We start from the raw sequence: 25,861 nt of genomic DNA, 5'->3' as shown, positions 1-25,861 counted from the left end.
GGCCACGACCTGGGAGAGGCGTGCCCCATGACCTTGCTGGCCCGGCTGGACCGGCTCCCGCTGAGCCGCCCGCACTACCTGCTCCTCCTGATCGGCGGGCTCGGCTACACCTTCGACGGCATGGACAGCGCCGTGGTCGCGTTCCTGCTGCCGAGCGCTCAGGAGGCCTGGGGACTGTCCAACGGACAGCTCGGCATCATCGGGTCCGCGACGCCATTCGGGTTCCTCTTCGGCGCGACGGTCGCGGGCCTGCTCGGCGACCGGATCGGCCGCAAGAAGGTGATGATGTATGCCCTTGCCTTCTACGCCGTCTTCTCGGTGATCGCCGCGTTCGCCCCCAACTATGAGGTGTTCCTCGGCGCTCGGGTGCTGGCCGGAGCGGGCGCCGGGGCGGAGAGCGCGATCATCGCGCCGTTCCTGTCCGAGTTCGTGCCCGCCAAGCGGCGCGGGTGGTTCATCGGCGCGCTGGCCGGGTTCTTCTCGTTCGGGTTCGTGATGGCAGCCCTGATCGGGCGGTTCGTCGTGCCGACCGTCGACGAGGGCTGGCGGGTCGCGCAGGTGATCACGGCGGTGCCCATCGTGATGTTGCTGTGGTGGCGGCGCTCGTTGCCCGAGTCACCGCGCTTCCTGCTCCAGCAGGGCCGAGCCGACGAGGCCGAAGCCGTGGTCGCCGACCTGGAGCGCCGCGTCGAGCACGCCACCGGCCACCCGCTCCCGCCGGTGCCCGAGGCCGTCACGGCGCCCGCCGCGGAGACGCCCAAGGTCAACCTGTGGAGCGCGCTCGCGTTCCTGTGGAGCCCGGCCATGGCCAGGCGCACCGGGATCATCTGGCTGGTCTGGTTCGTGATCACGTTCTCGTACTACGGGTTCTTCTCGTGGATCCCCACGCTGCTCGTGCAGCGCGGCATCACGGTGACCAAGAGCTTCGAATTCTCGATCATCATCTACCTGGCGCAGATCCCCGGCTACTTCTCCGCGGCCTGGCTGTCGGAGCGGCTCGACCGCAAGAACACCATCGCGCTCTACCTCTCCGGCTCGGCGGTCAGCGCGTTCTGGTTGTCGCAGATGGACAGCCCCGTCACCATCACGCTCGCCGGCGCGGTGTTGTCGTTCTTCCTCAACGGCACGTACGCGGGCGTCTACTCCTACACTCCCGAAGTGTTCCCCACCTGGATCAGGGCCACGGGCACGGGCCTGTCGAGCGCGTTCGGGCGGGTCGGCAGCATCCTCGCCCCGACGATCATCGGTCTGTCGGCCGCGACCCTGGGCTTCGGCGGCGTGTTCGGCCTGACCACGGCGGTGCTGGCGGCCGGGGTGATCTGCGTGGTCGTGTTCGGACTGGCCACAGCCGGCCGGTCACTGGAAGAACTGACGGAACCTGCCAAGGAGGCGACCCGATGACCGGACTTCCCGAGGTGGAGGAGCGCGTGCGGCGAGAGGTGGGCGTGCGGCTCTTCACGGTGCTCGCCTGGATCCCCGGACGGCGCACGCTGCGCCGCGTCCACAGCAGCCACCCCGAGCAGTACCCGGTGGGAGGCGAGAAGAGCGTGGAGGTCGCCCAGGGCTGGCTGGCCCGGTGCGTCGAGGGCGGGCAGCCGTACCTCGGCGCGGACCGGGCCGCCGTGCGGGAGATCTTCGCCGACCACGAGCTGATCGAGAGCCTGGGGTGCGGGGCGGTCATCAACGTGCCCGTGACCGACGACGGCCGGGTGCTCGGCGTGCTCAACCTGCTCGACGCGGAAGGCCGGTACGACGAGGCGTCGGTGGCCGCCGCCCGGTCGCTCGCGCCCGCGGCCGTGCCCGCCCTGCGCGCGGCCGTCCAGGGAGGCGGCGCATGAGCCTGCTGCTCCGCGACGGCCTGCTGCTCGACGTGACGACCGGCGCGTACACCGAGGCCGACCTGCGCTGCGCCGGCGGCCGCATCGTCGAGACCGGCCGCAGGCTGAGCGCGCCCGACGGCACCCGCGTGCTCGATCTCGCGGGCGCGCACGTCGTGCCCGGCCTCATCGACGCGCACGTGCACGTCACCGCCCTGACCGCCGACCTCGGCGCCATCGGCTCCATGGCGCCGTCGTACGTGGCCGCGCACAGCGCCCGCATCATGAGCGGCATGCTGGACCGCGGCTTCACCACGGTCCGCGACGCGTCCGGCGCGGACTTCGGGCTGGCCGCCGCCCAGGCGGAAGGGCTGATCCGCGGCCCCAGGCTGCTGTTCGGCGGCAAAGGGCTGAGCCAGACCGGAGGCCACGCCGACTTCCGCGGCCCAGGCGAGCACCTGCACGACGACCATCCGTGCTGCGCCGGCCTCGGCCGGGTCGCCGACGGCGTCGACGCGGTGCGCACGGCCGCCCGCGACGAGCTGCGCAAGGGCGCGCACCACATCAAGGTCATGGCCTCCGGCGGCGTGGCCTCCCCCACCGACAGGATCGACTCGACCCAGTACTCGATGGACGAGCTGCGCGCGGCCGTCGAGGAGGCCGAGGCCGCCAACCGGTACGTCGCCGCCCACGCCTACACGGCGCGGGCCGTCAACCGGGCGCTGGAGGCGGGCATCCGCTCCGTCGAGCACGGCAACCTGATCGACGACGGCAGTGTCGAGCTGTTCCTGCGGCACGACGCGTTCCTCGTGCCGACGCTGGTGACGTACTGGGCGCTCAAGGAGGAGGGCCGCGCGTTCGGGCTGCCAGAAGCGAGCGTGCGCAAGGTGGACGAGGTGCTCGGCGCGGGGCTGGCCGCGCTGGAGCGCGCCGCCCGCGGCGGCGTGCGCCTGGTCTACGGCACCGATCTGCTGGGCGGCATGCACCGGCACCAGAACCACGAGTTCCGGCTGCGCTGCGAGGTGCAGCAGCCGATCGACGTGCTGCGCTCGGCCACGACGGTCGCAGCCGAGCTGGCCGGCATGGCGGGCGAGATCGGCACGCTGGACGTGGGGGCGCACGCCGACCTGCTGGTGCTCGACGGCGACCCGCTCGGCGACGCCGGCGTGCTGGCCGGCCCGGAGCACATCCGCCACGTCGTGCAGGCGGGCGCGATCGCCTGACCCGGCGCCGGGTGCGTACCGTGGGCAGGGTGACGACGATGGCGCGCACCGCTCTGGTGACCGTCGCGGTGCTGGTCCTGCTCCTCGGGCTGCTCTGGATCTTCCAGCGGCGGCTGATCTACCTGCCGGACGGCACGCGGGTGCCGCCCGCGGGCCAGGTCATCCCCGGGGCGCACGACGTCTCGTTCACGACGGGCGACGGGCTCACGCTCAGAGCCTGGTACGTGCCCGGCGACCACGACGTGACCGTGCTGGTCGCCGGCGGCAACGCGGGCAACCGGCTGCACCGGGCGCCGCTGGCCAGGGCGCTGGCGGCGCGGGGCCTGCCGGTGCTGCTGATGGACTACCGCGGCTACGGCGGCAACCCGGGCACGCCCACGGAGGAGGGCCTGCGCCTCGACGCGCTCGCCGCGCGGGCCTTCCTGGGCGACGCGCGGGTGGTCTACTTCGGTGAGAGCCTGGGCGCGGGGGTGGTGACCCGGCTGGCGCGCGAGCGCCGGCCCGCGGGGCTGGTGCTGCGCTCGCCGTTCACCGACCTGGCCGCGGCCGGCCAGGAGGCCTATCCGTTCCTGCCGGTCAGGGCGCTGCTGCGGGACCGTTTCCCGGTCGCGGAGCACATCGCGGGCGTGCGGGCGCCCGTCGTGGTCGTGTACGGCACGGCCGACACGATCGTGCCACCCCGCCTGAGCAGGGCCGTCGCCGATGCGGCGGCAGGGGACGTCAGGACCGTCGAGGTGCCCGGAGCCGGCCACAACGACCTGGCCCTGCTGTCCGGCCAGGAGCTGATCGGCGCCGTGGTGGACCTGGCCGGACAGGTCCGGCGGCGGTAGTCCTGGCGCGGCAGGACCACCGCGCGCCTAACCGGAGCAGGCGGTGCCGCCACCCGCGTGATAGATCATGTCCTGGTACGTGACGCTCGCCTTGATCGGCGTCCTGCTCGTCAGGGTCTGGACGGTCCCGCCGTCACGCCGGAGCTCGAAGACCGGCGTCGTGCCCGGCACCATCGGCGCCTTGAACGACACCACGCCCGCGCTGGTGACCTCCTTGGTCTTCACGTCGGAGCCCTGCTTGATGACCAGCGTGCCCGGCTCCTTGACGAAGGCCAGCAGTTCCACGTCGTCGACCGGCCCGGGACCCGCCGGGATGGTGAACTTGCCGGCCGTCTGCTTGCTCGTGTCGTAGGGGGCGCTCGCCTTGTGGCTGCGGTGGAAGTAGTAGAGACCGTCGCGGACGATCTCAGGAGCCTTGCCCGTCTTGAACCACGTCGTGTAGTACGTGTTCACGTCGGCGAGCACCTTGCCGCGCACCTTGGACGGCGCCTGCTGCGTCTCGCCGTAGTCGTTCCAGGTGACGAGCTGCACCCAGTCGGCCTTGCCGTCGATCGCGGCCTTCCACGAGCCGCGCAGGGTGCTGCTGTTCTGCGCCTCCCAGTAGTGCAGCTCCTTGGACCTGGTGTCCTCGAACCCGATCGGGGCCATGTATTCCAGGCCGCGCGCGTGGGTGGCCTCGGAGGCGCGACGGAACGCGTCCGTCACCTCGGGCCGGTTCGCCCCCCAGGAGGAGTAGCCGTGGACGTGGTCGTCCCACTCGGTCTTGCCGCTGCCGCTCCAGTAGTTGAACATCATCAGCAGCGACGTCTTCATGCCCTCGGCGGACAGCTCGTCCCGCACCTTCTGCCACCAGGCGGGCGGCTGGCGGTCGCCGTGGTACGGCGCGAGCAGCACGCTGCCGTCGGGCAGCGTGTACAGCGACGGATGCCCCTTGACCAGCAGGACGTCGGAGACCACCTTCGCGACGGAGGCGCCCGACTCGGTCGGGAAGTCCGGGCTCAGCACGATCTTGAAGCCGGGGTCCACGTTCCTGGCCGCGTCCAGCAGCTCCGGCAGGTGGTTCCAGCGCTGGTCGCTGGAGGTGTGGTGCTCGTAGACGAACCCGTCCAGCCCTTGTGCGATCGCCTGGCGTACCTCCATCTCGAAGTCGAGCCGGCGCCAGTGGGACTCCGGCCGCACGGAGCGGGTCACCGGGCGGTCCCTGAGGTAGCCGCCCCTGTCCTTGTAGGCGCCGCCGGAGCCGTCGGGGTCGAGCCAGGAGGCGTACTGGTCCTTCGCGGGGTCCTTGTTGTCGATCGACAGGGGGAAGGGCGGGAAGTAGAACGCGAACGCCTTCTTGGCGGAGGAGCGCAGCGCGGCGACCGAGGGCTTGTCGAAGGGCAGCGCGGCGCAGGGCGCGGACGTGCCGGTGGTGTAGGTGACAGTCAGCTTGGGGCCGCGGTCGCCCGTCTCGCGCGAGGAGAACAGGACCGTCGTCGTCTCGTCGGTCCCGGTGAGCGCGAAGGAGTAGACGCCGTTGCCGGTGACGGCGGACGAGACGTCCAGCTCGGCCTTCCGGCCCTCGGTGAAGCCGCTGTGCGAGGCGGTCACGCCGCCGGTCTCCGGACGGTCCTTCCAGACGGTCGCGCTCTCCGTCCAGTCGCCGGTCACCGTGCGGGCGGACACCTTCGTGCCCGTCGTCCTGGCGGAGGTGACCTCAAGGGTGGCCTTGACGTTCGTGGCGTTGCCGGGGATGCCGGAGACCTGGAAACGGGTGAGCGCGAGCCGCTGCGCGGAGGTCTTGCCACCGCAGGTGGCGCCGCACACGGACATCCACGTCGCGGTGCCGAAGCTCTTGGACGGCTCGGCCTGGCTGACGAACATGTCGTCCGTGGCGCGGATGGTGACGGTCTCCGCGGACAACGCGGTCGACGACGTATGCGCGGGTAAGGGACGCGCGGGTAAGGGGCGCGCGGACGCGGGCGCCGCCGCGACCGTCGCGCCGAGCGAAAGGGCGACGGCGATCACCGCGGTGAATCCCACCCGTCGATGCTGGGTGAACATGACCCTCCTCTGGGGTTCGTGTCACAAGGCGATCGACAAGGTAGGGCGAGAAGTGAACGCCTCGCGGCGAATCCGCGAAATGGAACGCGGCAACCGACCGCAGATCACGCCTGGTCAGCGCATGATCACTAGGCGCTGGACGCCCCACCCCTGACCACCCCGACCATGGTTAGGCGACCCTTGCCTATTCAAGACAGCTTGTAACAAAATAGAGGGCACCCCGCGAACCGCTGGAGGCCCATCCCATGACCATCACCGCCGAGGCGGCCGTCCCCGTGGCGCCCGCGCCGGACGGCGACGACACGCCCGCCCCCGGCCGCGCCGCGCTCATCGCGCTGCTCGCCCCCATCAGGCCACGGCTCATCGCCGCCGCCGCGTTCCAGGTCGTGTACGCGATCGCGGCGCTCGTGCCCTTCGTGTGCGTGGCGGAGCTGGCCCGCGTGCTGCTCAGCCCCGGAGCCGGTGGCCCCGGCCGGGTCTGGCCGATCGCCGCACTCGCCGTCGCGGGCCTGCTGGTCAGATTCGTCTCCTTCGGGGTGGCTGGCGCGATCACCCACTTCGCGGACGCCGACCTGCAGCTCCACCTGCGTCGCCGGATGGCCGCGCACCTGTCGCGGGTGCCGCTGGGCTGGTTCGGCGAGCGCAACTCCGGCCACGTCAAGAAGGTGCTCCAGGACGACGTCAGGGAGATGCACCACCTGGTCGCGCACGCGGCGCTCGACCTGCTCGCGGCCGTGGTGACCCCGCTGGCCGCGCTGGCCTACCTGCTGTACGTCGACTGGCGGCTCACGCTCGTCGTGCTCATCCCGGTGCCGCTGTTCGCCGCCGCGTTCGCGATCATGATGCGCGGCTACGACGAGCAGATGCGGCGCTGGAGCGAGGCGAACAGCCGGATCAGCTCGGCCGTGGTCGAGTTCGTGCAGGGCATCGCCGTGATCAAGACGTTCGGCCAGACCCGGCGTTCCTACCGGCGCTTCGCCGAGGCGGCCGACGACTTCGCCGGCTTCTTCGGCGCCTGGGTGCGCCCCATGCTCCGGCTCAGCGGCCTGTCCATGGCGTTCATCTCGCCGCCCGCCATGCTGCTGGTGTCCGCGGCCGGGGGCGCGCTGTTCGCCGCGAACGGCTGGATCGAGCCGGTCGACGTGCTGCCGTTCGTGCTGGTAGGCGTGGCGCTGACGGCGCCCTTCCTGGCCCTCGACATGGGCTCGATGCGGCTGAGGAGCGCGGCCGAGTCCGCCGGGCGGGTGGCCGCGCTGCTCGACACGCCGCCGCTGCCCGAGCCCGAGACCCCTGTGCGCCCGGTCGGCCACGCGGTCGACTTCCGCGACGTGTCGTTCTCCTACGACGGCACGACGCCTGTGCTGCGCGGGGTGAGCCTCTCGCTGGAGCCCGGCACCGTCACCGCGCTCGTCGGGCCGTCGGGCTCCGGCAAGTCCACGCTGGCCAAGCTGCTGCCCCGCTTCTACGACCCCGACGCGGGGGAGATCACGGTCGGCGGGGCCGGCGTGCGCGCCATCGGCTCCGCCGAGCTGTACCACCATGTCGGCTTCGTCCTGCAGGACGTGCAGCTGCTGCGCACGTCCGTGGCGGACAACATCGCGCTCGGCCGCCCCGACGCGGGCCGCGAGGAGATCGAGCGCATGGCGCGCGCCGCGCAGATCCACGACCGGATCGCGGAGTTGCCGCGCGGCTACGACTCGGTGGTCGGCGAGGACGCCCACCTGTCCGGCGGCGAGGCGCAGCGCGTCGCGATCGCCCGCGCCCTGCTGGCCGACACGCCGATCCTGGTGCTGGACGAGGCCACGGCCTTCGCCGACCCCGAGTCGGAGTCGGCCATCCAGGACGCGCTGTCCACGCTGGTGGCCGGGCGCACGCTGCTGGTCATCGCGCACCGGCTGAGCACGATCACCGGCGCCGACCAGATCGCCGTTCTCGACGGCGGCCGGATCACCGAACGCGGCACCCACGACGAGCTGCTCGCGGCGGGCGGGCTCTACGCCCGGATGTGGGCGGCGCACGTACGCGACGACGAGCGGGATTGGACGGGAAGATGATCGGAGAGCTGGGGGCCGTGCTCGGTCCCGAACACGGCGCGCGCCTGCGCCGCAGCCTGCTCGCGATGGCCGTGTACGGCGTGCTGCAGGGCCTGTCGTTCGCCCTGCTGGTGCCGGTGCTGCGGGCGCTGCTGTCGGGCGAGGCGGTCGGTCCGTGGCTGGCCGCGTTCGCCGCCGTGGTCGCGGCCACCACCGTCGCCTCCTACGTGCAGGCCCAGTACGGCTACGCGGTCGGCCTGGCCGCCCTGCGCACCCTCTACCACCGGCTCGGCGACCACGTGGCCGGGCTGCCGGTCGGCTGGTTCAGCGCCGACCGCGTGGGGCGGCTCGGGCAGCTCGTCGGCAAGGGCGTCATGGACGTGATGAGCGTGCCCGCCCACCTGCTGCAGGTGGTGGTGAGCGCGGTGGCGGCGCCGGCGACCGTGCTGGTGTGCATGTTCGTCTTCGACTGGCGGCTCGGGCTGGCTGCCCTGCTCACGGCGCCGTTCCTGTGGCTGGCGTTCCGGTGGACGCAGAGCCTGGTGCAGCGGAGCGACACCGCGATGGACGACGCCGGCGCCGAGGGGGCCGACCGGGTGGTGGAGTTCGCCAGGCAGCAGCCCTCGCTGCGGGCGTTCGGGCGCACCGCCGACGGCTACGACCTGCTCGACGACGCGCTGGTGCGGCAGCGCAGCACGCTACGACGGCTGCTGCGCACCACGCTGCCGGGGCTTGCACACCAGCACGGTCGCGCTGACCGTACAGCTCGCCTTCACCGCGATCCTGATCGCCGGCTGCGCGCTGGCGCTCGGCGGCGCGGTGGACGTACCGGAGCTGGTCGGGGTGCTGGTGCTGGCCGTGCGGTTCACCGAGCCGCTGCTCGCCGCCGCCGACGTCGGCGGCGAGCTGCGCATGGCGCGCGGCAGCCTGCGCCGCATCAAGGCGGTGCTCGACACCCCGCCGCTGCCGGTCACCGGCCCGGCGACCGGCCCGGCGACCGGCCCGGCGACCGACTGGGCGCGGGCGGGCGAGCCGTCGATCGAGCTGGACGGCGTCGGCTTCGCCTACGCCGAGCGGCCGGTGCTGCGTGACGTGAGCTTCACCGTCGCCCCCCGCACCGTGACCGCCCTGGTCGGGCCGTCGGGCTCCGGCAAGACCACGCTCACCCGGCTCATCGCCCGCTTCTGGGACGCGGACTCGGGTGTGGTGCGGGTGTCGGGGAACGACGTGCGCGACTACGCGCCGGAGGACCTGATGGCGCAGCTGTCGATCGTGTTCCAGGACGTCTACCTGTTCGAGGGCACCCTGGAGGACAACATCAGGATCGGCCGTCCCGAGGCCACCGGCGAGGAGGTGCGCGAGGCGGGCCGGCTGGCCCGGGTCGACGAGATCGCCGAGCGCCTGCCCGGCGGCTGGCAGGCGAGGATCGGCGAGGCCGGCGCCACGCTGTCGGGCGGCGAGCGGCAGCGGGTGTCCATCGCCCGAGCGATGCTCAAGGACGCCCCGATCGTGCTGCTCGACGAGGCCACCGCCGCGCTCGACCCGGAGAACGAGTCCGCCCTGATCGACGCGCTCGCCACGCTCGCACGCGACCGCACCCTGCTCGTCATCGCGCACCGGCTGACCACGATCGCCGCCGCCGACCAGATCGTCATGCTGGAGGACGGCGCCGTCGTGGAGCGCGGCACCCACCGGGAGCTGCTCGACCTCGACGGCCGGTACGCTGCGTTCTGGACGGAACGAACGCGAGCCCGCGGCTGGCGATTGACCCAGCCGGCATGAGCCCGGCGAGCCGCCCCCGCCGCGACGTGCTCGGGCGAGAGGCGGGCGCGTGAGCGGGGATCGGGGAGCGTGATGGGCGGCGAGCAGGCGGTCCCCGGAGGTCCCGGGCGCGAGTGGCGGGTGCGCGGCCGCCCGCGCGGCCGTCCCCCGCGCATCACCCGGCCCGCCATCGCCGACGCCGCCCTCGCGGTCGGCTTCGACAACCTCACCCTGGCCACCGTCGCCGACCGGCTCCAGGTCGCCCACTCGGCGCTCTACCGCCACGTCGCCGACCGCGAGGAGCTGGTCATGGTGGCGATCGACCGGGCCGTCGCCGCCGCCCCGTGGCCGGAGCCGGCCGGCGAGTGGCGCTCCGACCTGGAGGCGCAGGCCGCCGCGGTCTGGCACGTGCTGGAACGGCATCCGGGGCTGGTCAAGGAGTTCCTCAGGCTCACCCGCTTCCCGGAGGAGGTGATGCGCCGCTTCGGCGCGTCGGTGCGCAGCCTGATCGGCTACGGCTTCACGGCCGAGAACGCCTTCCTCGCCGTCGACACCGTCTTCGACCTGACGATCGACGTGTTCAGCAGGGGCAAGCAGCTCGACGCGCCGGCCGGCGAGAGCGTCGTCCGCGACAGCACGGCCGACGCCTGGGCCGAGGCGGTGGGCGCGGAGCTCGCTCCGCTCATGCGGCAGGCGCTCACGGACCCGGCCGCGACGTGGTTCGACCGCAAGCTGCAACTGGTTCTCGACGGCGTCGCCGCGGGCCTCTCACCCTGAGCCGGGCGAAGAGACCCGGCCCTCTGCTCGCCGGTCCGCAGGCCTGACCGTCATCGCAGGGCGCCGAGGACGAGGCGGATCATTGAACGGGCCAGGGCCTCCGGGTCTCCGTCGGTGCTTTCCGGCAGGGCTCCGCTGAGCCACAGGCTGGTGAAGCCGTGGGCGAGCGACCAAGCGGCGATCGTGGTCATCCGGTCCTGTTCAGGGCCTGGCGACAGTGCGTGGGCGCTGGTGATGAGCACGCCGGCGGCGCGCTCGTGCGCGGACTGGACGCTGGGATCGTCGGCGCGGTAGAGCTCGGGCCGGAACATCACCTCGAAGTAGGGCCGATGGTCGATGGCGAAGCGGACGTAGGCGACGCCGACCTCCCACACGTCGGCGGCGGCGCGTTCAAGAGCGTCGGCGAACAGGGCGAAGCCCTCGGCGGCCACGGCTGTCAGCAGACCTTGCTTGTCGCCGAAGTGGTGGGCGGGGGCGGCGTGTGAGACGCCGGCGCGGCGGGCCAGCTCGCGCAGGCTCCATCCTGCCGGGCCGGATTCGCCGATGGCTTGAAGGGCGGCGTCGATGATGACGCGTTTCAGATTGCCGTGGTGGTAGGCCGGCTGATCGATCTCTCTCACCTCCGCGTTCGGTATGACGCAACTTTATCTTGACATTGACAAGATAGGGAATCCCCTCCAATCTTTCCGATGACAAGATTGGAGGACGGGATGGTTCCGTTCATCGCCCTCACAGGGGGCTTCGTCGTCCTGCGTCTCATCGGTCTGGCCGGCATCGACACACTCGATGCCTGGCAGCCGGCCCTGCGAGGCGCACTCAGCCTGATGTTCGTCTTCACCGGCGTGCCGCACTTCCTGCCCTCATGGCGCCGCGACTTCGTCGCGATGATCCCGGCGGCGATCCCGCGCCCGGCGCTGCTGGTCACCCTCACCGGCGTCCTGGAACTGGCCGGCGCCGCCGGGCTGCTGTTCGCGCCGAGCGCTCCATACGCGGCGATCGGGCTGGCCCTGCTCATGCTCGCCATGTTCCCGGCCAACGTCTCAGCCGCCCGCCGTGGCCTCACCCTGGCCGGAAAGCCGGTGACCCCCCTACCCGCACGTACGGCCCTGCAAGTGCTGTTCGTCGCCGCCGCCGTCGCGGCGGCCGCATGAGGCCACGCGCCCAGCACCGCCGACCTCGCATACCACCACGAATCCATCGAGGACATCGCACATGACCGCCGAACACGCCGCCGACATCGACTACATCGACCACACCGTGCTCATCACCACCGACCTCGCCGCGGCCTCCGCCCGCTATGAGGCGCTCGGCTTCACCCTCAGCCCCGTCTCGCCCCACCACCTGGCCGAACGACCCGGCGGCCCGCTCCTGCCCACCTGCACCGCCAACCGGTGCGCCTACTTCGGGCGATCATTCATCGAACTGCTCGGCATCGTCGACCCGTCCGCCCCCGACCCCTGGGGCGTTCACCAGCTTCGCCAGACCTGCCCCGGCCTTCTCATGACCCTCGGCTCGCGCGACATTCAGGCCACCGCCGAACGGCTACGCGCCACCGGCCTGGTTTCCACCGGGATCCGTGCGCTGGAACGAGAGGTCTCCACCCCCGACGGCCCGCGGACGGTACGCGCCGACAGCGTCCGCATCGATGCCGCCTACACCCCCGAAGGGGCGCTCCAGGCAACACTGCACCGCACCCCTCAGTACGTTCACCAGTCTCACTATCTCGATCATCCCAACGGCGCCGTCGGCCTGCACAGCGTGCTGCTGGTCGTGCCCGACGACGAGGTCGACGACCACGAAGAGCGCTACGCCCGCATCCTGGACGCTGACGTGTGGATCGACGGCCCCAAACACGTGCTCCCGCTACGGCACGGCCGGGTGGAGATCATTCCGCAGTCCTCGCTCGGCGACCATCTCCCCGGCCACGCGGTGCCCGGCCTGCCCCTGCTCGCCGCCCACACTGTGGCCGTCCGCGACCTGACCGCCGCGCGCGAACTCATCGAGCACAACATGATCGCCACCCACACCACCTCCGACGGCTTCCACGTCACCGCCGAAGACGCCTGCGGTGTGCCACTCGCCTTCACTCAGAACCGATAGCCGGGGTGGTCCGGCAATCTGGCCGGCGCGCGACCGCCGCCGGCCGTCACGACCGCCGCGAACCGGGCGTCGGACGACCTGACGGTCGGCGTCCGGAAGCGCCGGCAGGCCGCGGGGAAGCCAAGCGGGCCGCAGGACGCGCCGCCCGCGCGGACGAGGCTCGTGCCGTCAAGGCGCGGCGGGGAGCAGGGACCGCAGCTCGGTGACCGCGTGGTCGCGGTGCACGTCGAGGATGGCGACGGCCTCGTCGGCGGCGCGGCGGTGGAGCGCGTCGAGGGCGGCCCGGTGCTCCTTGACGACCCGCTCGCGGTTGCCCCCGTCGCCGTAGTACATCGACCGGTAGGCGTCCGTCGTGTCCCACAAGGTCCTGATCAGCCGGGCCAGCCGGGGCATGCCCGCGCAGTCGAACAGCGTCATGTGGAACGTCCGGTTGGCCATGGCCATGGCGAGCACGTCGCCCGCCGCGGCGGCCCGCTCGACGTCGCGCTGCGCGGCCTCCAGCCGGTCGAGGTCGGAGTCGGTGAGGAGGGGCACGGCCCGGCGCACGGCCTCCTCCTCCAGCAACTCGCGGATGCGGTAGACCTCGCGCAGGTCGTCGAGCGAGAGCGTCACGACGCAGTAGCCCTTGTGCGCCTGGTGCGTGACCAGCCCCTCGCCTTCGAGCGTCTTGAGCGCCTCGCGCAGCGGCACCCGGCTGACCTGGAGCTCCTCCGCCAACGCGTCCTGCCGGATGGGGGCGCCGGGGCGCAGGCGGCCGGTCGTGATGGCGCGGCGCAGCTCGGCCAGCACGAACTGCTGGGCCGTCGGCGGCCTGCGCCCTGCCCCGTCCGGATTCACGGCCCCAATATCTCACGAACCCAGGCGTCGTCCTGCCCGAGCTCGGGCGGCGGACGGCGGTAGGAGGGCGGGGTGGCGCTGAGGCGTACGGGGGCGGTGACCTGCCCGACCCCGTCGAGCCGTACGGACGGCTCCAGGCCGAGCTCCTCGGCGAGCGCGAACGCGGCGGCCAGGTCGTTGATCGGGCCGCAGGGCACCCCGGCGGCGGTGAGCCGTCCGAACCACTCGTCCGCCGGGCGTTCCCGCAGGGCGTCGTCGAGCGCGGCGACGAGCACGTCGCGGGCGGCGACCCTGCCCGCGTTGGTGGCGTACCGGGCGTCCGTGGCGAGATCCGGCCGGTCGAGCACCGCGCAGAGGGCCTGGAACTGGCGGTCGTTCCCGGCCGCGATCACCAGCGGGCGGTCGGCCGCTTGGAACACCTCGTACGGGACGATGCTGGGATGCCGGTTGCCCATGGCCCTCGGCACCACGCCGGCGGCGGCGTAGGCGGAGGAGTGGTTGGTCAGCGCCGACAGGAGGGAGGAGAGCAACGACACCTCGACCCGCTGCCCCGCCCCTGGTTCCCGCGCGCCGCCCTCGTGCTCGCGGACGTCCGTCTTCGACGTGGCGTCCTCGGGTCGCGTCCCGCCCGCACCCGGCCGGCCGGTTCCGGTGAGGTGGCCGCCTTCGCCGGTGTGGTCGCGGTGGCGGAGCGCGGCGAGGATGCCGAGGGCGGCGTGCAGGCCGGTGATGACGTCCACGAGAGCCACGCCCGCCTTGGTGCCGGGACCGTCCGGCTCTCCCGTGACGCTCATCAAGCCGCCCACGGCCTGCACGATCAGGTCGTACCCGGGCAGCCCCGCCCCGGCGCCGGACCCGAACCCGGTGATCGAGCAGTACACCAGCCCCGGATTGAGCACGCGCAGCGCGTCGTGGCCGAGCCCGAGCCGGTCCATCGTGCCCGGCCTGAAGTTCTCCACCAGTACGTCGGCCCGCGTGGCCAGCGCCCGCGCGACCTCCAGGTCCGCCTCGTCGCCGAGGTCGAGGGCGATCGAGCGCTTGTTGCGGTTGACGCCGAGAAAGTAGGTGGCCTGCCCGCCGGGCGCGTACGGCGGCCCCCAGGCGCGGGTGTCGTCCCCCGTGCCCGGCCGCTCCACCTTGACGACCTCCGCGCCAAGGTCTGCCAGCAGCATCGTGGCGTAGGGCCCGGCCAGCACCCGGCTGAAGTCGGCCACCAGCAGCCCGGACAGCGCCCCGCCGCTCACGCCGGCGCCCCGATGCAGGCGGTCTCGGGGGCCGGCTCGGCGTCCACGAGGCCGGCGGCGGTGAGCGTGAGAACGTCCATGGTCACCGCACCCTAGCCGTGGCATATTGGATTTTCAATATTGGATCCAATATATGGAGAGTCATGATCGCACCCACCGCGCTGTTCGCCCTCGACACGCTGCTGACCGAGGAGGAGCGCGAGATCAGGACCACGGTCAGGCGCGTCTGCGACCGGGAGATCCGGCCGCACGTCGCCCGCTGGTTCGAGGACGGCGAGCTGCCCGCGCGCGAGCTGGCCCGCACGCTCGGCTCGGTCGGCGTGCTCGGCATGCACCTCGACGGCTACGGCTGCGCGGGCATGGGCGCGGTCTCGTACGGGCTGGCCTGCCTGGAACTGGAGGCGGCCGACTCCGGGCTGCGCAGCCTGGTGTCGGTGCAGGGGTCGCTGGCCATGTACGCCATCTGGAAGTACGGCAGCGAGGAGCAGAAGCAGGAGTGGCTGCCCCCGATGGCGGCCGGCGAGCGCATCGGCTGCTTCGGCCTGACCGAGCCCGACTTCGGCTCCGATCCCGGGGGCATGCGCACCACGGCCAAGCGCGAGGGCGGCGACTGGGTGCTGAACGGCACCAAGATGTGGATCACCAACGGCTCGGTGTCGGACGTCGCGGTGGTCTGGGCCCGCACGGACGAGGGCGTCAGGGGTTTCCTGGTCCCCGCGGGCACGCCCGGCTTCACCGTGAACGACGTCAAGCACAAGATCTCGCTGCGCGCCAGCGTGACCAGCGAGCTGGTGCTCGACGGGGTGCGGCTGCCCGGCGCGGCGATGTTGCCGGGCGCCAGGGGCCTGTCCGGGCCGCTGGGCTGCCTCGACGAGGCGCGGTTCGGGATCGTGTTCGGGTCGATGGGGGCGGCGCTCGACTGCCTGGAGACCGCGATCGCGTACGCGGGCGACCGCCAGGTGTTCGCCAGGCCGCTCGCCTCCTACCAGCTCACCCAGGAGAAGCTCGCCGACATGGCGCTGGAGCTGGGCAAGGGCCTGCTGCTCGCGGTGCACCTCGGGCGGCTGAAGGAGGCCGGCACGATCACCCCCGAGCAGGTGAGCGCCGGCAAGCTGAACAACGTGCGCGAGGCCCTGGAGATCGCCAGGAAGTGCCGCACGCTGCTCGGCGCGAGCGGCGTCACCCTGGAATACCCGGTGATCAGGCACTCCGTGAACCTGGAGTCCGTGCTGACCTACGAGGGGACGTCGGAGATCCACACGCTGGTGCTGGGCAAGGCGCTCACGGGGATCGGCGCGTTCAGCTGACGGGCCGCCGATCAGAACGTCTGCCAGGTCGCCTCAGTGACCCGGCAGGGCCCGCCCTGGTGCACTCGAAGGCGCCCGGCCCGCACGTCGAGCCCGACCGTGGCCAGCGTCTCCCACCTCTGGTGGATCGGCTGCGACAGGTCGGGGTGGGCGCACACGGGCGCCTCGTCGGGGCCGTGGCTGAGCAGGGCGAGCGCGCGTTTCGTCAGGTCGTCGCCGCCGAGCTCGCCGGCGTGGTCGCGCAGGTGCCGCAGGCGGGCGTACGTGCCGGGCCGCTCGGTGGCGTGCCGCTCCCCCGCGGCCAGCGCGGGGTCGAGGAAGTGGTTGCAGTGCATCAGGACGCCGCCTGGATCGGGCGGGATGACGGCCACGCCGGCCGGGGAGATCTCGATCGAGCCCGCGCCGCCCGCGGTCACGGCGGTGATGACGGTGGAGGCCGAGACCGTGGCCGAGCGGGCGATGCCGGCGGCCTCCTCGACGGTGGCCGCCTCGTCCAGGATGCGGCGGGCGATCAGGTGCACGGGCACGCCGACCTCGGCGGTGTCGGCGTCGTGGCGCAGGATGTTGAAGTGCACGCCCAGGCCCGCCGTGTTCACCCCGATCTTGGCCAGCGCCCCCGACTCGGTGAACGTGCGCACGACGTGCCCGGGGCGGGGCGCCAGCTCCCACAACATGGGGGCGTCGCGCAGGTGGTCGTGCCAGTCCCAGGTCTGCACCGTACGCGGCGGGAGGCCGGGGCCCGGCAGCACGACGGACGTCGAGCACTCCCCCTCGCCGCTCGCGTGGAGGGCGGCCAGGATCTCGGTCCTGGCGTTGACCACGGCGACCTGCCACGGCTCCAGCCCGGCCCCGGACGCGATCCCGGCGATCTCGTCGGCCAGCCGGGGAGCCCAGGCGGCGCTGCGGTCGAGCGCCTGCTCGCCCCACGCGCGGACCTGCGCGGGGGTGGCGCCGGCGACCCTGAACAGGTCGGTGTAGCCGGCGAGGTTGGCGGCGATGGCCGCGCGGCGGTGGGAGCCGAGTTCCTCGCCCCGGGCTCGGGGTTCACTCTGGCTGGACGTGAAAGTCGGAAATGTCATGACTCGACCCTCAGCCCTGTCCGTCCGTCCTGTCCACCAGCGCCGTCTCGCAGGGCCATCTCCCAGGGCGCGTCTCCCGGCGCTGTCCCTCAGGGCCGTCCCTCAGGGCCGTCCCTCAGGGCTGTCTCTCAGGGCTGTCTCTCAGGGCCGTCCCTCTTGAACACGCTCTGTTCCGTACGCACGCGCGCCCGGAGCGCCACCACCCTGGGCAGCAGCGCGCGGAACCGGTCAGGGCCGGCCGTACGCATCTCGACCAGCCGGTGACGCGCCGGGCGCGGGCTCCCCGGCGCGTGTGCCCGGCTCAGCTGAAGTTGACGTCGCTGCAGATGTAGTACGTCTGGTCCATGTGCGAGGCCTTCCAGATCGTGTAGACCACGTGACGGCCGGTGCGCGAACCCTTGCCGACGCCGTTGATCATGTACGTCTCGGCGGGCGCGTAACGAGAGGTCTCCCGGACGAGCTCCAGGTGGTTCCAGCCCAGCGGCGTGGTGGTGGCGTTGTAGCCCTGACGGGTGATGTAGACCCTGATGTAGTCGGCGCCGTGGCGGGCCTGGTCGTGCAGCCTGATGTCGAAGGTACCGCCCAGGTTGGCCATGGTCCACGCTCCAGGGGTGTCCATGGAGCGGTAGCGGCCGTCCTGCGTCCGGCCGGCGCTGCAGAGCTGGCCGTCAGGGATCGCGGCCTGGTGGTTGCCGCCGACGTTGTCGCGGTACAGCCCGTTCCAGTTCCACATGGCGTTCGTGTTGTCCTGCCAGGCCTGCCAGCACATCGGGTCCTGCTGCTGCATGGCGGGGTTCTGGAAGTCGCTGCCCCAGCGCAGCCAGCAACCGTAGTTGCGGGACGCCGGGTCGATGACCGAGCCGTGCGCGGAGGCCGTACCGGTCATGGGGCCGTACAGGGCGATGGCGCAGATCGTCACCACGGACAGCAGCAGCGCGAGGGCGCGGCGCGCCGAGGGGTGAGGTCGGACTCGGGGCATGGCGGTCTCCGTGTTCCGGTCGGGGGTCCGATGGTTTGGGAGCGCTCCCGCCGGGACGGTATCTGACCGGGGAAGGTCATACAAATAATGGGACATGTCAAGATCTCTCCAGCCTTCACCGCCTTGTCGCGGCGGGCGCGGTGAGCAGCGGAAAGGGCTTTCCCGTCGCAGTGGCGCGGGGTGAAAGTTTCACCTCCCGCCGAGCTCGTTCGCGGGCGGCGCTGGGCGCTCGCCCGCCTTGACCTGGTCCTCGGCCCTGCCGGCCCCCTCCTGCCAGGAGGACCGAGGCCAGGCGTCATCCCCGATCGGGTGGTGTGCGAGCCGCCAGCGACGTGTAGACGGTCACCTCGTCGGGCTGCAGCAGACCGTCCTGGATGGCGCAGATGAGCAGCTTCTCCTTGGTGGGCGCGGGCCGCCCGGCCGCCGCGTACTTGACCCTGGCCCGGTCGATGTACTGCCGCACGGTCCGTTCCTTGATCCCCATCCGTGCCGCCACCGAGGCCTTCGACATCGACTGGAACCAGAACAGCAGCGCCGCCCGCTCCTTGTCGGACAGCTGCGGCCGGTGCGGCCCCTCATCCGTGGCGATGGCCTGGGCCATCGGCGGTGTCATGCTCGGCCGGTCGGCGGCCACCTCCAGGATCGTCTCCAGACACGAGTCACGGGTCGCCCGTCCCTTGCCGATGAAGGCCGAGGCGCCCGCGTCCAGCACCGCGCGCACCGTCTCGGGCTCCTCGTGCTCGGAGAAGACGATGACCCGCTGCCCGCCCGCGCACAACTCCGCGACCCGGTCGATGACCATGGTGCCGTTGAGGTTGAGGTCGAGCAGCAGCACGTCGGCGGGCGTGCCCCGGACCGACTCGATGGTGGGCCCCTGAGCGACCAGCTCCACCTGGCTGTGCGGCCCGAACCACGAGCGCACGCCGTCCACCACGACCTGATGGTCCTCCACCAGCGCGACCGTCACGCGTCCTGTCACGGGGCCTGCCAGATGCTGTTGACCCATACCTCGCCTCCCTGCCGCTGATAGGTGACGACGACCCCGCTGGGCTCTCGCACCGGAGCGGGGTTGACCGGCAGGTCGTCGTTGTCGGCGACGACCGCCACGCTCACCATGGCCGACATCGCGGACACGGTCACCCTGGCCCTCGTCCTGGCCCCGTCCAGGGCCGCGACGGGTGCCCTGAGGAGGTCCTCGCGCACGCCGTCGGGCAGAGCGGGCAGGCGCTCGCCGAACGGCGGCGCCGTCACCAGGACCTGCCGCCGCTCGGCCGCGTCGATGTGCTCGCGCAGCGCCGACACCAGTTCGTCCGGCACCTCCTCGCGCTCCGTGATGAGCCGCCGCAGCCGCATGGCGCCCGCCGTGCAGTCGTCGCGCACCCGTGAATCGCCGGGGTCAGCGCCGTCGGCGAGCTGCTTGAGCATCGACTCCGCCACCTCGCGAATGGCTTCGTAGCGGCGGAGCCGGTCGGCGTGGATGCGCTGCGCGGACTCGCGCCACGCGTCGTCGGCGGCCAGCCGGCGGGCCAGCAGCGCCGCGTCCTCGGCGCGTACGCGCAGGGTGTGGCAGCCCGCCATGTAGCCGAGCTGGAGCGTGACGCTGCCGACGATGACCATCAGGTATTTGGCGAGGGAGACGCGGTCGACCGTGCCCGTGGCGATCATCGCCACCAGCATGATGCCGGCGTTCGCCGACAGGAACGCGATGGCCTCGGCCCGCCAGCGCGGCCGGTTCCACAACAGCATGACGCCGAGCCAGCCCACCGACCCCCATCCCCAGTCGATGGGGCCGATCAGGTCCTGCGGCCGGCAGGCCACGATCACCGCGACGTCCAGGACGAGCACGGCGACGGCCAGCTCGCGGGCCCTGGCCGGGCCGGTGAACGTGCGTAACAGCGACAGGGCGGCGACGACGCCGATCGCGGTGTAGGCGATCCAGGCGGCGGCCGCGAGCAGGGGCCGGCGGAAGGACTCCCAGCCGGTGATGGTGACGGTGAGGTCGTAGCCCGTGTGCCAGACCGCGGCGATCACGATGGCGCCGATCGCGGTGTAGAGCGTGTAGCGGTGCGCCACCTCCTCGATGTCGCCGGTCATGGCCGCCACCACAGGCTCACCCGGGTGCCGCCGGTCCCCGAGCTGATGTCGGCGCCGGCGTTCGGCAGGGAGCGCATCGTGCCGAGGATCGAGCCGCGCACGCCGAACCGGTCGGGCGGCACCCGTTCGACGTCGAAGCCGGCGCCCGTGTCGGCGACCTCCACCCTGATCTCACCGTCGCGGGTGCTGGAGACCAGCTCGGCCTGGCGCACGCCGGCGTGCCGGGCGACGTTCGCCAGCGCCTCGTTGACGGCTCGGGCGAACCGCTCGGCCACCTCTCCCGGCACCGTCTCCGGCGTCAGGCTCCTGCGTACCTCCAGGCTCGTGGCCCGGCCGGCCACCTCGTCGAGCAGGGCGTCGAGAGCGATGGCCGCGGTGCCCGCGTGCGGCCTGTCGCGCAGCCGTTCCAGCGCCGCCAGGTCGGTCTCGGCCTGGCGGCGCAGCGTGTCCGACGGCCGGTCGTAGGTGCCCAGTCCGACCATGGTCAGCGTGTGCAGCGACGTCTCGTGGACGCTGCCGACCTGGCGCAGCTCGTCCTCGCGGCGCAGCCGCTCGACCATGAGCGTGACCTCGGCGCGCGCGCTGCGGCGCAGGAAGGCGTCGGCCGAGGCGGCGGAGCGGCGCAGCAGCGTCATCAGCAGCGCGATGGCCAGGATCTGCATGAGGTGGATCGCCAGGGTGCTCACGACGTTCTGATGCGGCACCGCGAACCGGGCCCCCACCAGGTACGACGCCGCCACGGCCAGCCCGGCCGGCACGGCGATCGCAGGCCGCCAGGCGACGCCGGCGACGACCACGCTCATGGTGACCAGCCCGGAGATCCAGCTCGCGTTCGCGGCGAGCGCGTCCACCGCCACGAGGTGGCGCTGCGCGAGGCAGAGCATGACGGTGACGGCGACATCACCGGCCGCCAGCCAGGGCGGCAGCGGCTTCCTGCGCCAGGCCACCCGCAGGAAGAGAACGGTCCAGAGCAGGTGGACCGCCAGGGCGGGCGCCAGCCACCACACCGAGACGGGCGGCACGGCGCCGAGGACCGCCGCGACGACCGCCACCAGGCCGATCACGGCCCGGGAACCGGCCCCGATGCGCGCGGCGGCCTGCTCCAGTTGCCTGGCCGCCGAGTCGTACCTCGTGGAACCGCGGTGAGACATGCGCCGCCCGCTCGCAGTGAGAGCACAAGACGGATCTCAGATTAACGCACGCCGCAGGGGTGGGCGGGAAGATCGCGCCAGCCGTGGCGGCGGATGGGGAGATGGGTCGCATGGTCGTTTCCTCGGGCCGGCACTGCTGCGGTCGATCACCGTCCTCCCCCGACCCTGATCCGCGGCTCCCCCTGCGGCATGACGGCTGATCGGCCGTCATCCCCACGACGGCCGAACAGCCGTCAGTCGTGTCTCCTTGTACACGCGTGTACTGATGCGCGGGCCGCTGGGAACGCGACAGAGAGAGGGAACCTGATGTTCTTCGTGGTGATCCCCATCCTGGTGGGCTGCGTGTCCGTCATGACGGTGCGCGGCCGCAGGGAAAGCTGGCCGGCCGGCCGGCCGGTGGCGCGGCCGAGGCTGGTGGCGGCGGGCGGCACGTACGACGGCTCGCGCGGCCGGCCGTCGGACGCGTACGTCATCCAGGAACGGCTCATCGCGGCGGCACACGGCACGGGCGACGCGGGCGGCACGGGCGACGCCCACACCGCCGCGGCCCTCGCCCTGGCATCGGTGGTGGCCGCCCGGCCGCAGCGCGCGGGGACTCGGGAGAAGGACCTCGGCGAGTGCGCCCGGGCGGCCCACCGAGCAGCACGCGCCACTGGCCTGCCCCACGCCACCGGCCCCACCGCATCGGGGTCCACCCCGGCCGGCTCCGGCGGACCGGGTCCGGTCAGCTCGCTGGATCTGGTCGTCCTCGACCAGGATCAGCAACCGCGCCTGCGCTACGCCCACGTCGGCGACGGCGCCATCTGGCACTGTGCGAAGGGTGCGGAGCCGCGGCCGCTCACGACGGCCCACGGTTCCGACGGAGGCCTGACGACGCGCGGGTCCGGCCTGCCGCCGGCGCCCACCCCGGAGACCGGGACGCTGCCCCTGCGCTCAGGCGACCGCGTGGCCATCGTCACGGACGGCGTGACCCGCGCCCTCGGCGCCGCCCGGCTGAAGGCGCTGCTCGCGAGCGGCTCGTCACCTGCCGCCTGCCTGGACCGCCTGTACGACGAGATGTCCGCCCTGGAGCCGGAGGGCGACGCCACGGTGATCATCGCCGACGTGGTCACCGCGTGAGCCCGACGGATCAGTCGCAGTGCCACCGCGAGGGAGGGGAGAACCAGGAGGTTTCGACCCCGTTGATCGGTACGCCGCCTCCCCAGTCGACGCACGTATGGGGCGCCTTCACCTTCCGCGGGCCGGCGTAGTACGCATAGTTTCCGCTGTCGGTCTTGTAGTCGGAGAAGCCGCCGTCGCTGTTCTGCTTCGCGATGGAGGCCATCATCCACGTCCTGGTTCCCGCGTGCGCGTCCTTCTTCCACGTGATCACGCAATTGGATGTGCCGTTGTACAGCAGATAGACGGTGGCTACCGCTCCTAGGTCCTCCTTGTCTATGACGTGGTAACTACCACCACCGCATGCCTCGATCGGGGACGACGCCGCATGCGCCGGGCCGCTGACCGCCACGGACCCGGCAAGCAGCGCCGCGGTGGCGAGCGAGAGCGTTGCTCTCCGTCTGCACGTACCCACTGAACTACACCATCCCTTCAGCACATGACCTCATGACGGTCGCCACCGGCACGGAGCGTGATGGGGAAGCGCCGGTGGAGGCGGGCGGGCTGCCGGGATCCGGCATCGCTCGCGCGACTCTCCGGAGCCCGATCGTCCTGCCTCGCCTGCGATCACCCAACACGCGGTCACGTTTCCCCGGTGTTAGCAAAGGCGCCCGCCCGCGGCGCCGGGATGCGGCGGCACGCCGATCGTCGGAACCGTCCGCGTCGCGGCGTGCCGTTCCAGCCGTTTAAGGTGCAACCTGTGAAGCGTGTCGGGGACAGGATGGCGAAGTGAGCGCGGCAGTCGGCGTCGACCGGGCCACGACGGATGATCCGCCGCCTTCCCGGAAGAGACGTCGCAGGCGCTGGCTGTCCTGGACGGTCGTCACGCTGCTGGCCGTCTGGGCCGTCATCCGCGCCGGCGGCCTGGAGCAGGGCTCCTTCCTCACCCAGCTCATGACGGTGACGCCCATCGGGGCGGGGCTCGCGGCGCTGACCGCGCTGCTGTCGCTGCTGCGGCGCAACCGCCCTGCCGCGCTCGCCGCCGCCGTGGTGTGCGTGGTGATGGCCTCCATCGTGGCGCCGCGCGCGTTCGCCGCCGAGCAGCCTCCGGCGCAGGGCGCGCCGCTGCGGGTGCTGGCGATCAACCTGTTCACCCGGGCCGACGCCGAGACCGTGGTCGATCTGGTGCGCGAGCACGACGTCGACGTGTTCAGCGCCCTGGAGCTCAGCTACGCCGAGGTGGAGCGGCTGGACGCGGCCGGGCTCGCGCGGCTCCTGCCGCACCGCGTGCTGCAGCCCTCCTTCGGCGCCACCGGCAGCGGCATCTTCTCCAAACATCCGGCGAAGGAGCTGACGGGCCTGTTCACCCCGGTCGGGCACAACATGCCGGCCGCGACCGTGACGCTGCCGGGCGGGGGCACGGTCGAGTTCGTGGCGGTGCATCCCAACCCGCCGCTCGGCCGCAAGACGGAGGAGTGGAACGCCGCCCTGAGCGCCTTTCCCCCGGCCACCTCCTCGACGATCCGGGTGCTGGCCGGCGACTTCAACGCCAGCCTCGACCACCGGGCCATGCGCGACCTGCTCGACCGCGGCTACGTGGACGCCGCCGACCAGGTGGGCAAGGGCCTGGTGCCGACCTGGCCGAGCTTCAGGAAGTTCCCGCCCATCATCTCCATCGACCACATCCTGGCCGACCGGAGGGTGAGCGTGCGCCGGGTGGAGGTCTTCGACGTGCCGGGCACCGACCACCGCGGCGTCTTCGCCGAGTTGCGCCTCCCCTGAACGTCTGCGGGGACGCGGGCAGTCGCCGGGGGACAGGGAGGCAGAGCTCCGGGGACGCGTGGAGGCGCCCGCTCGCCGGCGGGCGGGCGGGCGCCGTCGTGCTGCGGTCAGGCCACGTTCTCTTCCCGCGCCCGCTCGAGGGCTTCGAGGTCGAACGCACCCGCCTTGACGGCCGCGGTGAAGGATTCCCAGTCGCGGCGGGGCACCTCCAGCACCGTGCCCGGGTGGTCGACGTGGATGACCTCCACGTGATCATTGATCCGCTTCGCCGCGACGCGGCCGGCGTCGTACGTCATCTGCAGCACTCCTTTCACTCGTCTGCGGAGATTCCGCCCCGGCCATCCGTTCGCAGGAGGACCGGGGCGGCTGCGGGGAAGCCTTCCATCCGAGTGGTCGCACCGGCCACCGGCGCCGGGTCGAGCGTGGATGGGAAATCCCACTCGCGGGCTTCGATCTTTGGGTCCCGGTGCAAAGATGTCCTCCCCGCCCGGGCCATCGCTCGTGTGCGCGCCCCTGCGCGGGCACGTTGAGCCGAGCAAACCAGGCGTGCGCCGAGCTCACCCCGGCCGGCCCCGGGGGCCACTCGCGCCGCGCCCGATCGGCATAGGCTTGCCGGTATGCCGTTGGCCGAGCCGTGGGACGAAGACCGCGTCAGGGACGGCGAGCCCTTGTGCGAGCCGGCGGTCGAGGCGCGCGACACCAGCGCGCAGTTCGGGGCCGTGACCGTGGCGAGGCGGAGCTTCGAGCCGCAGCGCCTGTGGCGGGCGGAGGAGCACCCCGAGGAGCCCGAACTGGAGGAGACCTGCCAGCTGCTGGTGCCCCTGGCCGGGTCGCTGCAGGTCATCTGGGCCGACGGCCACGCGACGTCGGGGGTCGGCGACCTGCTGGTGCACGACATGACGCGGGTCCTGGCCGCGCGTTTCCGGGCACCGCGGCAGGGCCCGCGGTTCGAGGCCGCCATGGTGACCGTGCCCCGGTCGCTGGTCTCCCTGCCCACGCACCAGGTGGACGCGATGCTGGGCAGCAGGATGTCGGCCACCGACGGCATCGGCGCCCTGCTGGCGAGCTTCATCACCGGCCTGGCGGAGGACCAAGGCGCCTACCGGCCCGCCGACGGCGCGCGGCTCGGCATGGTGGTGCTCGACCTGGTCTCCGCGCTCCTCGCGCACGCCATCGAGACCAGCCCCGTCGTCCCGCCCTCCAACCGTGAGGCGCTCATCCTGCGTGTCCAGGCGTTCGTCCATGATCACCTGCGCGACCCCGACCTGGGCCCGCGCGCGCTGGCCGCCGAGCACCACATCTCCACCAGCTACCTGCACCGGCTCTTCCAGAAGGAGGGCAGCACGGTCGGCGGCTACATCAGGGCGCAGCGGCTCGACCGCGCCCGGCGCGATCTGGCCGATCCCGCGCTGCGAGAGGTGCCGATCCACAGCATCGCGGCCAGGTGGGGTTTCTCGCACGCCGCCGACTTCAGCCGGGCCTTCCGCCGGGCCTACGGAGTGTCGCCTCGCGACTTCCGGCGCGAGGCGGTCCACACCGCACCGCGCTGACGGGACTCCCGCCTGGAGTCACGTCGGTGCAGGGCTGCGCGCCAGCATGTTTTCGCTGGTCAGGCGGCCATGGGGACTTTTTTAAGTGAGAAGTTAGCGGAGGAGCATACGTTAACCAACCCAATCACGACACGACCCGACACAGAGGACATGTCA

Annotated in this window: 25 protein-coding genes; 14 read left to right on the top strand and 11 right to left on the bottom strand. The window is 72.3% G+C overall.

Translation table 11 applies throughout. The features are described from left to right. Positions 1–27 precede the first annotated feature (27 nt). The 4 genes from ABGB14_RS03350 to ABGB14_RS03335 are packed head-to-tail and all read left to right on the top strand — an operon-like array spanning position 28 to position 3,870. Positions 28–1,401 carry an MFS transporter gene (locus tag ABGB14_RS03350; protein ID WP_347642013.1) on the top strand — a complete coding sequence of 458 codons (1,374 nt, stop codon included), beginning with the start codon at positions 28–30 and terminating at the stop codon, positions 1,399–1,401. Then, positions 1,398–1,838: a GAF domain-containing protein gene (locus tag ABGB14_RS03345; protein WP_347642012.1), complete on the top strand. Its 441-nt coding sequence runs from the start codon at positions 1,398–1,400 to the stop codon at positions 1,836–1,838. The genes ABGB14_RS03350 and ABGB14_RS03345 overlap by 4 nt, the downstream gene beginning before the upstream one ends. Next, entirely contained in the window at positions 1,835–3,040 is a 1,206-nt protein-coding gene (locus ABGB14_RS03340) for an amidohydrolase family protein (protein WP_347642011.1), read from the top strand. The genes ABGB14_RS03345 and ABGB14_RS03340 overlap by 4 nt, the downstream gene beginning before the upstream one ends. Positions 3,041–3,078: 38 nt before the next feature. Next, positions 3,079–3,870 carry an alpha/beta hydrolase gene (locus tag ABGB14_RS03335; RefSeq protein ID WP_347643117.1) on the top strand — a complete coding sequence of 264 codons (792 nt, stop codon included), beginning with the start codon at positions 3,079–3,081 and terminating at the stop codon, positions 3,868–3,870. A 27-nt stretch (positions 3,871–3,897) separates the two neighbouring features. Here ABGB14_RS03335 and ABGB14_RS03330 read toward each other — a convergent pair whose 3' ends face one another. Further along, positions 3,898–5,913, bottom strand: coding sequence for an endo-1,3-alpha-glucanase family glycosylhydrolase (locus ABGB14_RS03330; RefSeq protein ID WP_347642010.1), 2,016 nt, complete (start codon positions 5,911–5,913; stop codon positions 3,898–3,900). A 245-nt stretch (positions 5,914–6,158) separates the two neighbouring features. On the opposite strand from ABGB14_RS03330, the gene ABGB14_RS03325 reads away from it, so the two are divergent. From ABGB14_RS03325 to ABGB14_RS03310, 4 genes are all read left to right on the top strand, one after another. Continuing rightward, positions 6,159–7,967, top strand: a complete 1,809-nt coding sequence (locus tag ABGB14_RS03325; protein WP_347642009.1) for an ABC transporter ATP-binding protein — start codon at positions 6,159–6,161, stop codon at positions 7,965–7,967. Positions 7,968–8,032: 65 nt separating this feature from the next. Next, entirely contained in the window at positions 8,033–9,037 is a 1,005-nt protein-coding gene (locus tag ABGB14_RS03320; protein ID WP_347642008.1) for an ABC transporter transmembrane domain-containing protein, read from the top strand. Continuing rightward, entirely contained in the window at positions 9,027–9,728 is a 702-nt protein-coding gene (locus ABGB14_RS03315) for an ATP-binding cassette domain-containing protein (RefSeq protein ID WP_347643116.1), read from the top strand. Before ABGB14_RS03320 ends, ABGB14_RS03315 begins: the two co-directional genes overlap by 11 nt. Positions 9,729–9,800: 72 nt before the next feature. Further along, positions 9,801–10,484 (top strand): TetR/AcrR family transcriptional regulator C-terminal domain-containing protein, encoded by a 684-nt coding sequence (locus tag ABGB14_RS03310; RefSeq protein WP_347642007.1) that lies wholly within the window; start codon positions 9,801–9,803, stop codon positions 10,482–10,484. Between the two features lie 50 nt (positions 10,485–10,534). Here the strand turns inward: ABGB14_RS03310 and ABGB14_RS03305 are convergent, their stop codons facing one another. After that, positions 10,535–11,104, bottom strand: coding sequence for a TetR/AcrR family transcriptional regulator (locus ABGB14_RS03305; protein WP_347642006.1), 570 nt, complete (start codon positions 11,102–11,104; stop codon positions 10,535–10,537). A 69-nt stretch (positions 11,105–11,173) separates the two neighbouring features. Between ABGB14_RS03305 and ABGB14_RS03300 the strand changes: the two genes are divergently transcribed. Together ABGB14_RS03300 and ABGB14_RS03295 are read left to right on the top strand one after the other, a co-directional pair. After that, entirely contained in the window at positions 11,174–11,635 is a 462-nt protein-coding gene (locus ABGB14_RS03300) for a DoxX family membrane protein (RefSeq protein ID WP_347642005.1), read from the top strand. 61 nt (positions 11,636–11,696) lie between these two features. Continuing rightward, positions 11,697–12,584 carry a VOC family protein gene (locus ABGB14_RS03295; RefSeq protein ID WP_347642004.1) on the top strand — a complete coding sequence of 296 codons (888 nt, stop codon included), beginning with the start codon at positions 11,697–11,699 and terminating at the stop codon, positions 12,582–12,584. A 168-nt stretch (positions 12,585–12,752) separates the two neighbouring features. Here the strand turns inward: ABGB14_RS03295 and ABGB14_RS03290 are convergent, their stop codons facing one another. Both ABGB14_RS03290 and ABGB14_RS03285 read right to left on the bottom strand, forming a co-directional pair. Continuing rightward, complete coding sequence (locus ABGB14_RS03290) at positions 12,753–13,421, bottom strand: GntR family transcriptional regulator (RefSeq protein WP_347642003.1); 669 nt, start codon at positions 13,419–13,421, stop codon at positions 12,753–12,755. Then, positions 13,418–14,665: a CoA transferase gene (locus ABGB14_RS03285; protein WP_347642002.1), complete on the bottom strand. Its 1,248-nt coding sequence runs from the start codon at positions 14,663–14,665 to the stop codon at positions 13,418–13,420. The genes ABGB14_RS03290 and ABGB14_RS03285 overlap by 4 nt, the downstream gene beginning before the upstream one ends. A 143-nt stretch (positions 14,666–14,808) precedes the next feature. On the opposite strand from ABGB14_RS03285, the gene ABGB14_RS03280 reads away from it, so the two are divergent. Beyond that, positions 14,809–15,972 carry an acyl-CoA dehydrogenase family protein gene (locus ABGB14_RS03280; protein ID WP_347642001.1) on the top strand — a complete coding sequence of 388 codons (1,164 nt, stop codon included), beginning with the start codon at positions 14,809–14,811 and terminating at the stop codon, positions 15,970–15,972. Between the two features lie 11 nt (positions 15,973–15,983). On the opposite strand, the gene ABGB14_RS03275 is transcribed toward ABGB14_RS03280, so the two are convergent. From ABGB14_RS03275 to ABGB14_RS03255, 5 genes are all read right to left on the bottom strand, one after another. Continuing rightward, positions 15,984–17,051, bottom strand: a complete 1,068-nt coding sequence (locus ABGB14_RS03275; RefSeq protein WP_347642000.1) for a C45 family peptidase — start codon at positions 17,049–17,051, stop codon at positions 15,984–15,986. Positions 17,052–17,352: 301 nt separating this feature from the next. Further along, the gene (locus tag ABGB14_RS03270) at positions 17,353–18,030 is read right to left on the bottom strand and encodes a lytic polysaccharide monooxygenase (RefSeq protein ID WP_347641999.1); all 678 of its coding nucleotides are present in this window, start codon (positions 18,028–18,030) and stop codon (positions 17,353–17,355) included. 295 nt (positions 18,031–18,325) lie between these two features. Beyond that, complete coding sequence (locus ABGB14_RS03265; RefSeq protein ID WP_347641998.1) at positions 18,326–19,009, bottom strand: response regulator; 684 nt, start codon at positions 19,007–19,009, stop codon at positions 18,326–18,328. After that, a complete protein-coding gene (locus ABGB14_RS03260; RefSeq protein WP_347641997.1) occupies positions 19,006–20,124 on the bottom strand; it encodes a hypothetical protein in 1,119 nt (372 codons plus the stop codon). Before ABGB14_RS03260 ends, ABGB14_RS03265 begins: the two co-directional genes overlap by 4 nt. Then, entirely contained in the window at positions 20,121–21,275 is a 1,155-nt protein-coding gene (locus ABGB14_RS03255) for an ATP-binding protein (protein WP_347641996.1), read from the bottom strand. Before ABGB14_RS03255 ends, ABGB14_RS03260 begins: the two co-directional genes overlap by 4 nt. Positions 21,276–21,581: 306 nt before the next feature. Here ABGB14_RS03255 and ABGB14_RS03250 point away from each other — a divergent pair, with 306 nt between their 5' ends. Then, the gene (locus tag ABGB14_RS03250; RefSeq protein WP_347641995.1) at positions 21,582–22,394 is read left to right on the top strand and encodes a SpoIIE family protein phosphatase; all 813 of its coding nucleotides are present in this window, start codon (positions 21,582–21,584) and stop codon (positions 22,392–22,394) included. Between the two features lie 10 nt (positions 22,395–22,404). On the opposite strand, the gene ABGB14_RS03245 is transcribed toward ABGB14_RS03250, so the two are convergent. Beyond that, positions 22,405–22,647 (bottom strand): hypothetical protein, encoded by a 243-nt coding sequence (locus ABGB14_RS03245; protein ID WP_347641994.1) that lies wholly within the window; start codon positions 22,645–22,647, stop codon positions 22,405–22,407. Between the two features lie 515 nt (positions 22,648–23,162). Here ABGB14_RS03245 and ABGB14_RS03240 point away from each other — a divergent pair. Then, a complete protein-coding gene (locus tag ABGB14_RS03240; RefSeq protein ID WP_347641993.1) occupies positions 23,163–24,155 on the top strand; it encodes an endonuclease/exonuclease/phosphatase family protein in 993 nt (330 codons plus the stop codon). A gap of 107 nt (positions 24,156–24,262) precedes the next feature. On the opposite strand, the gene ABGB14_RS03235 is transcribed toward ABGB14_RS03240, so the two are convergent. Continuing rightward, entirely contained in the window at positions 24,263–24,451 is a 189-nt protein-coding gene (locus ABGB14_RS03235; protein WP_347641992.1) for a hypothetical protein, read from the bottom strand. Between the two features lie 321 nt (positions 24,452–24,772). On the opposite strand from ABGB14_RS03235, the gene ABGB14_RS03230 reads away from it, so the two are divergent. Then, a complete protein-coding gene (locus ABGB14_RS03230) occupies positions 24,773–25,705 on the top strand; it encodes a helix-turn-helix domain-containing protein (RefSeq protein ID WP_347641991.1) in 933 nt (310 codons plus the stop codon). Positions 25,706–25,861: the final 156 nt, after the last annotated feature.

Origin of the sequence: Nonomuraea sp. B10E15, from assembly GCF_039871615.1 — a bacterium.
GTDB lineage: Bacteria > Actinomycetota > Actinomycetes > Streptosporangiales > Streptosporangiaceae > Nonomuraea.
The sequence above is the reverse complement of the archived record's forward strand: the minus strand, read 5'-3'. Positions and strand labels throughout refer to the sequence as shown.

Bases quoted from the DNA above. Each gene is read 5' to 3' on its own strand.
- ABGB14_RS03295 (WP_347642004.1), top strand. From the start codon at position 11,697: ATGACCGCCGAACACGCCGCCGACATCGACTACATCGACCACACCGTG.
- ABGB14_RS03260 (WP_347641997.1), bottom strand. From the start codon at position 20,124: ATGACCGGCGACATCGAGGAGGTGGCGCACCGCTACACGCTCTACACC.
- ABGB14_RS03330 (WP_347642010.1), bottom strand. From the start codon at position 5,913: ATGTTCACCCAGCATCGACGGGTGGGATTCACCGCGGTGATCGCCGTC.
- ABGB14_RS03345 (WP_347642012.1), top strand. From the start codon at position 1,398: ATGACCGGACTTCCCGAGGTGGAGGAGCGCGTGCGGCGAGAGGTGGGC.
- ABGB14_RS03250 (WP_347641995.1), top strand. From the start codon at position 21,582: ATGTTCTTCGTGGTGATCCCCATCCTGGTGGGCTGCGTGTCCGTCATG.
- ABGB14_RS03255 (WP_347641996.1), bottom strand. From the start codon at position 21,275: ATGTCTCACCGCGGTTCCACGAGGTACGACTCGGCGGCCAGGCAACTG.
- ABGB14_RS03310 (WP_347642007.1), top strand. From the start codon at position 9,801: ATGGGCGGCGAGCAGGCGGTCCCCGGAGGTCCCGGGCGCGAGTGGCGG.
- ABGB14_RS03280 (WP_347642001.1), top strand. From the start codon at position 14,809: ATGATCGCACCCACCGCGCTGTTCGCCCTCGACACGCTGCTGACCGAG.
- ABGB14_RS03340 (WP_347642011.1), top strand. From the start codon at position 1,835: ATGAGCCTGCTGCTCCGCGACGGCCTGCTGCTCGACGTGACGACCGGC.
- ABGB14_RS03230 (WP_347641991.1), top strand. From the start codon at position 24,773: ATGCCGTTGGCCGAGCCGTGGGACGAAGACCGCGTCAGGGACGGCGAG.
- ABGB14_RS03320 (WP_347642008.1), top strand. From the start codon at position 8,033: ATGGCCGTGTACGGCGTGCTGCAGGGCCTGTCGTTCGCCCTGCTGGTG.
- ABGB14_RS03335 (WP_347643117.1), top strand. From the start codon at position 3,079: ATGGCGCGCACCGCTCTGGTGACCGTCGCGGTGCTGGTCCTGCTCCTC.
- ABGB14_RS03235 (WP_347641992.1), bottom strand. From the start codon at position 24,451: ATGACGTACGACGCCGGCCGCGTCGCGGCGAAGCGGATCAATGATCAC.
- ABGB14_RS03275 (WP_347642000.1), bottom strand. From the start codon at position 17,051: ATGACATTTCCGACTTTCACGTCCAGCCAGAGTGAACCCCGAGCCCGG.
- ABGB14_RS03270 (WP_347641999.1), bottom strand. From the start codon at position 18,030: ATGCCCCGAGTCCGACCTCACCCCTCGGCGCGCCGCGCCCTCGCGCTG.
- ABGB14_RS03350 (WP_347642013.1), top strand. From the start codon at position 28: ATGACCTTGCTGGCCCGGCTGGACCGGCTCCCGCTGAGCCGCCCGCAC.
- ABGB14_RS03300 (WP_347642005.1), top strand. From the start codon at position 11,174: ATGACAAGATTGGAGGACGGGATGGTTCCGTTCATCGCCCTCACAGGG.
- ABGB14_RS03325 (WP_347642009.1), top strand. From the start codon at position 6,159: ATGACCATCACCGCCGAGGCGGCCGTCCCCGTGGCGCCCGCGCCGGAC.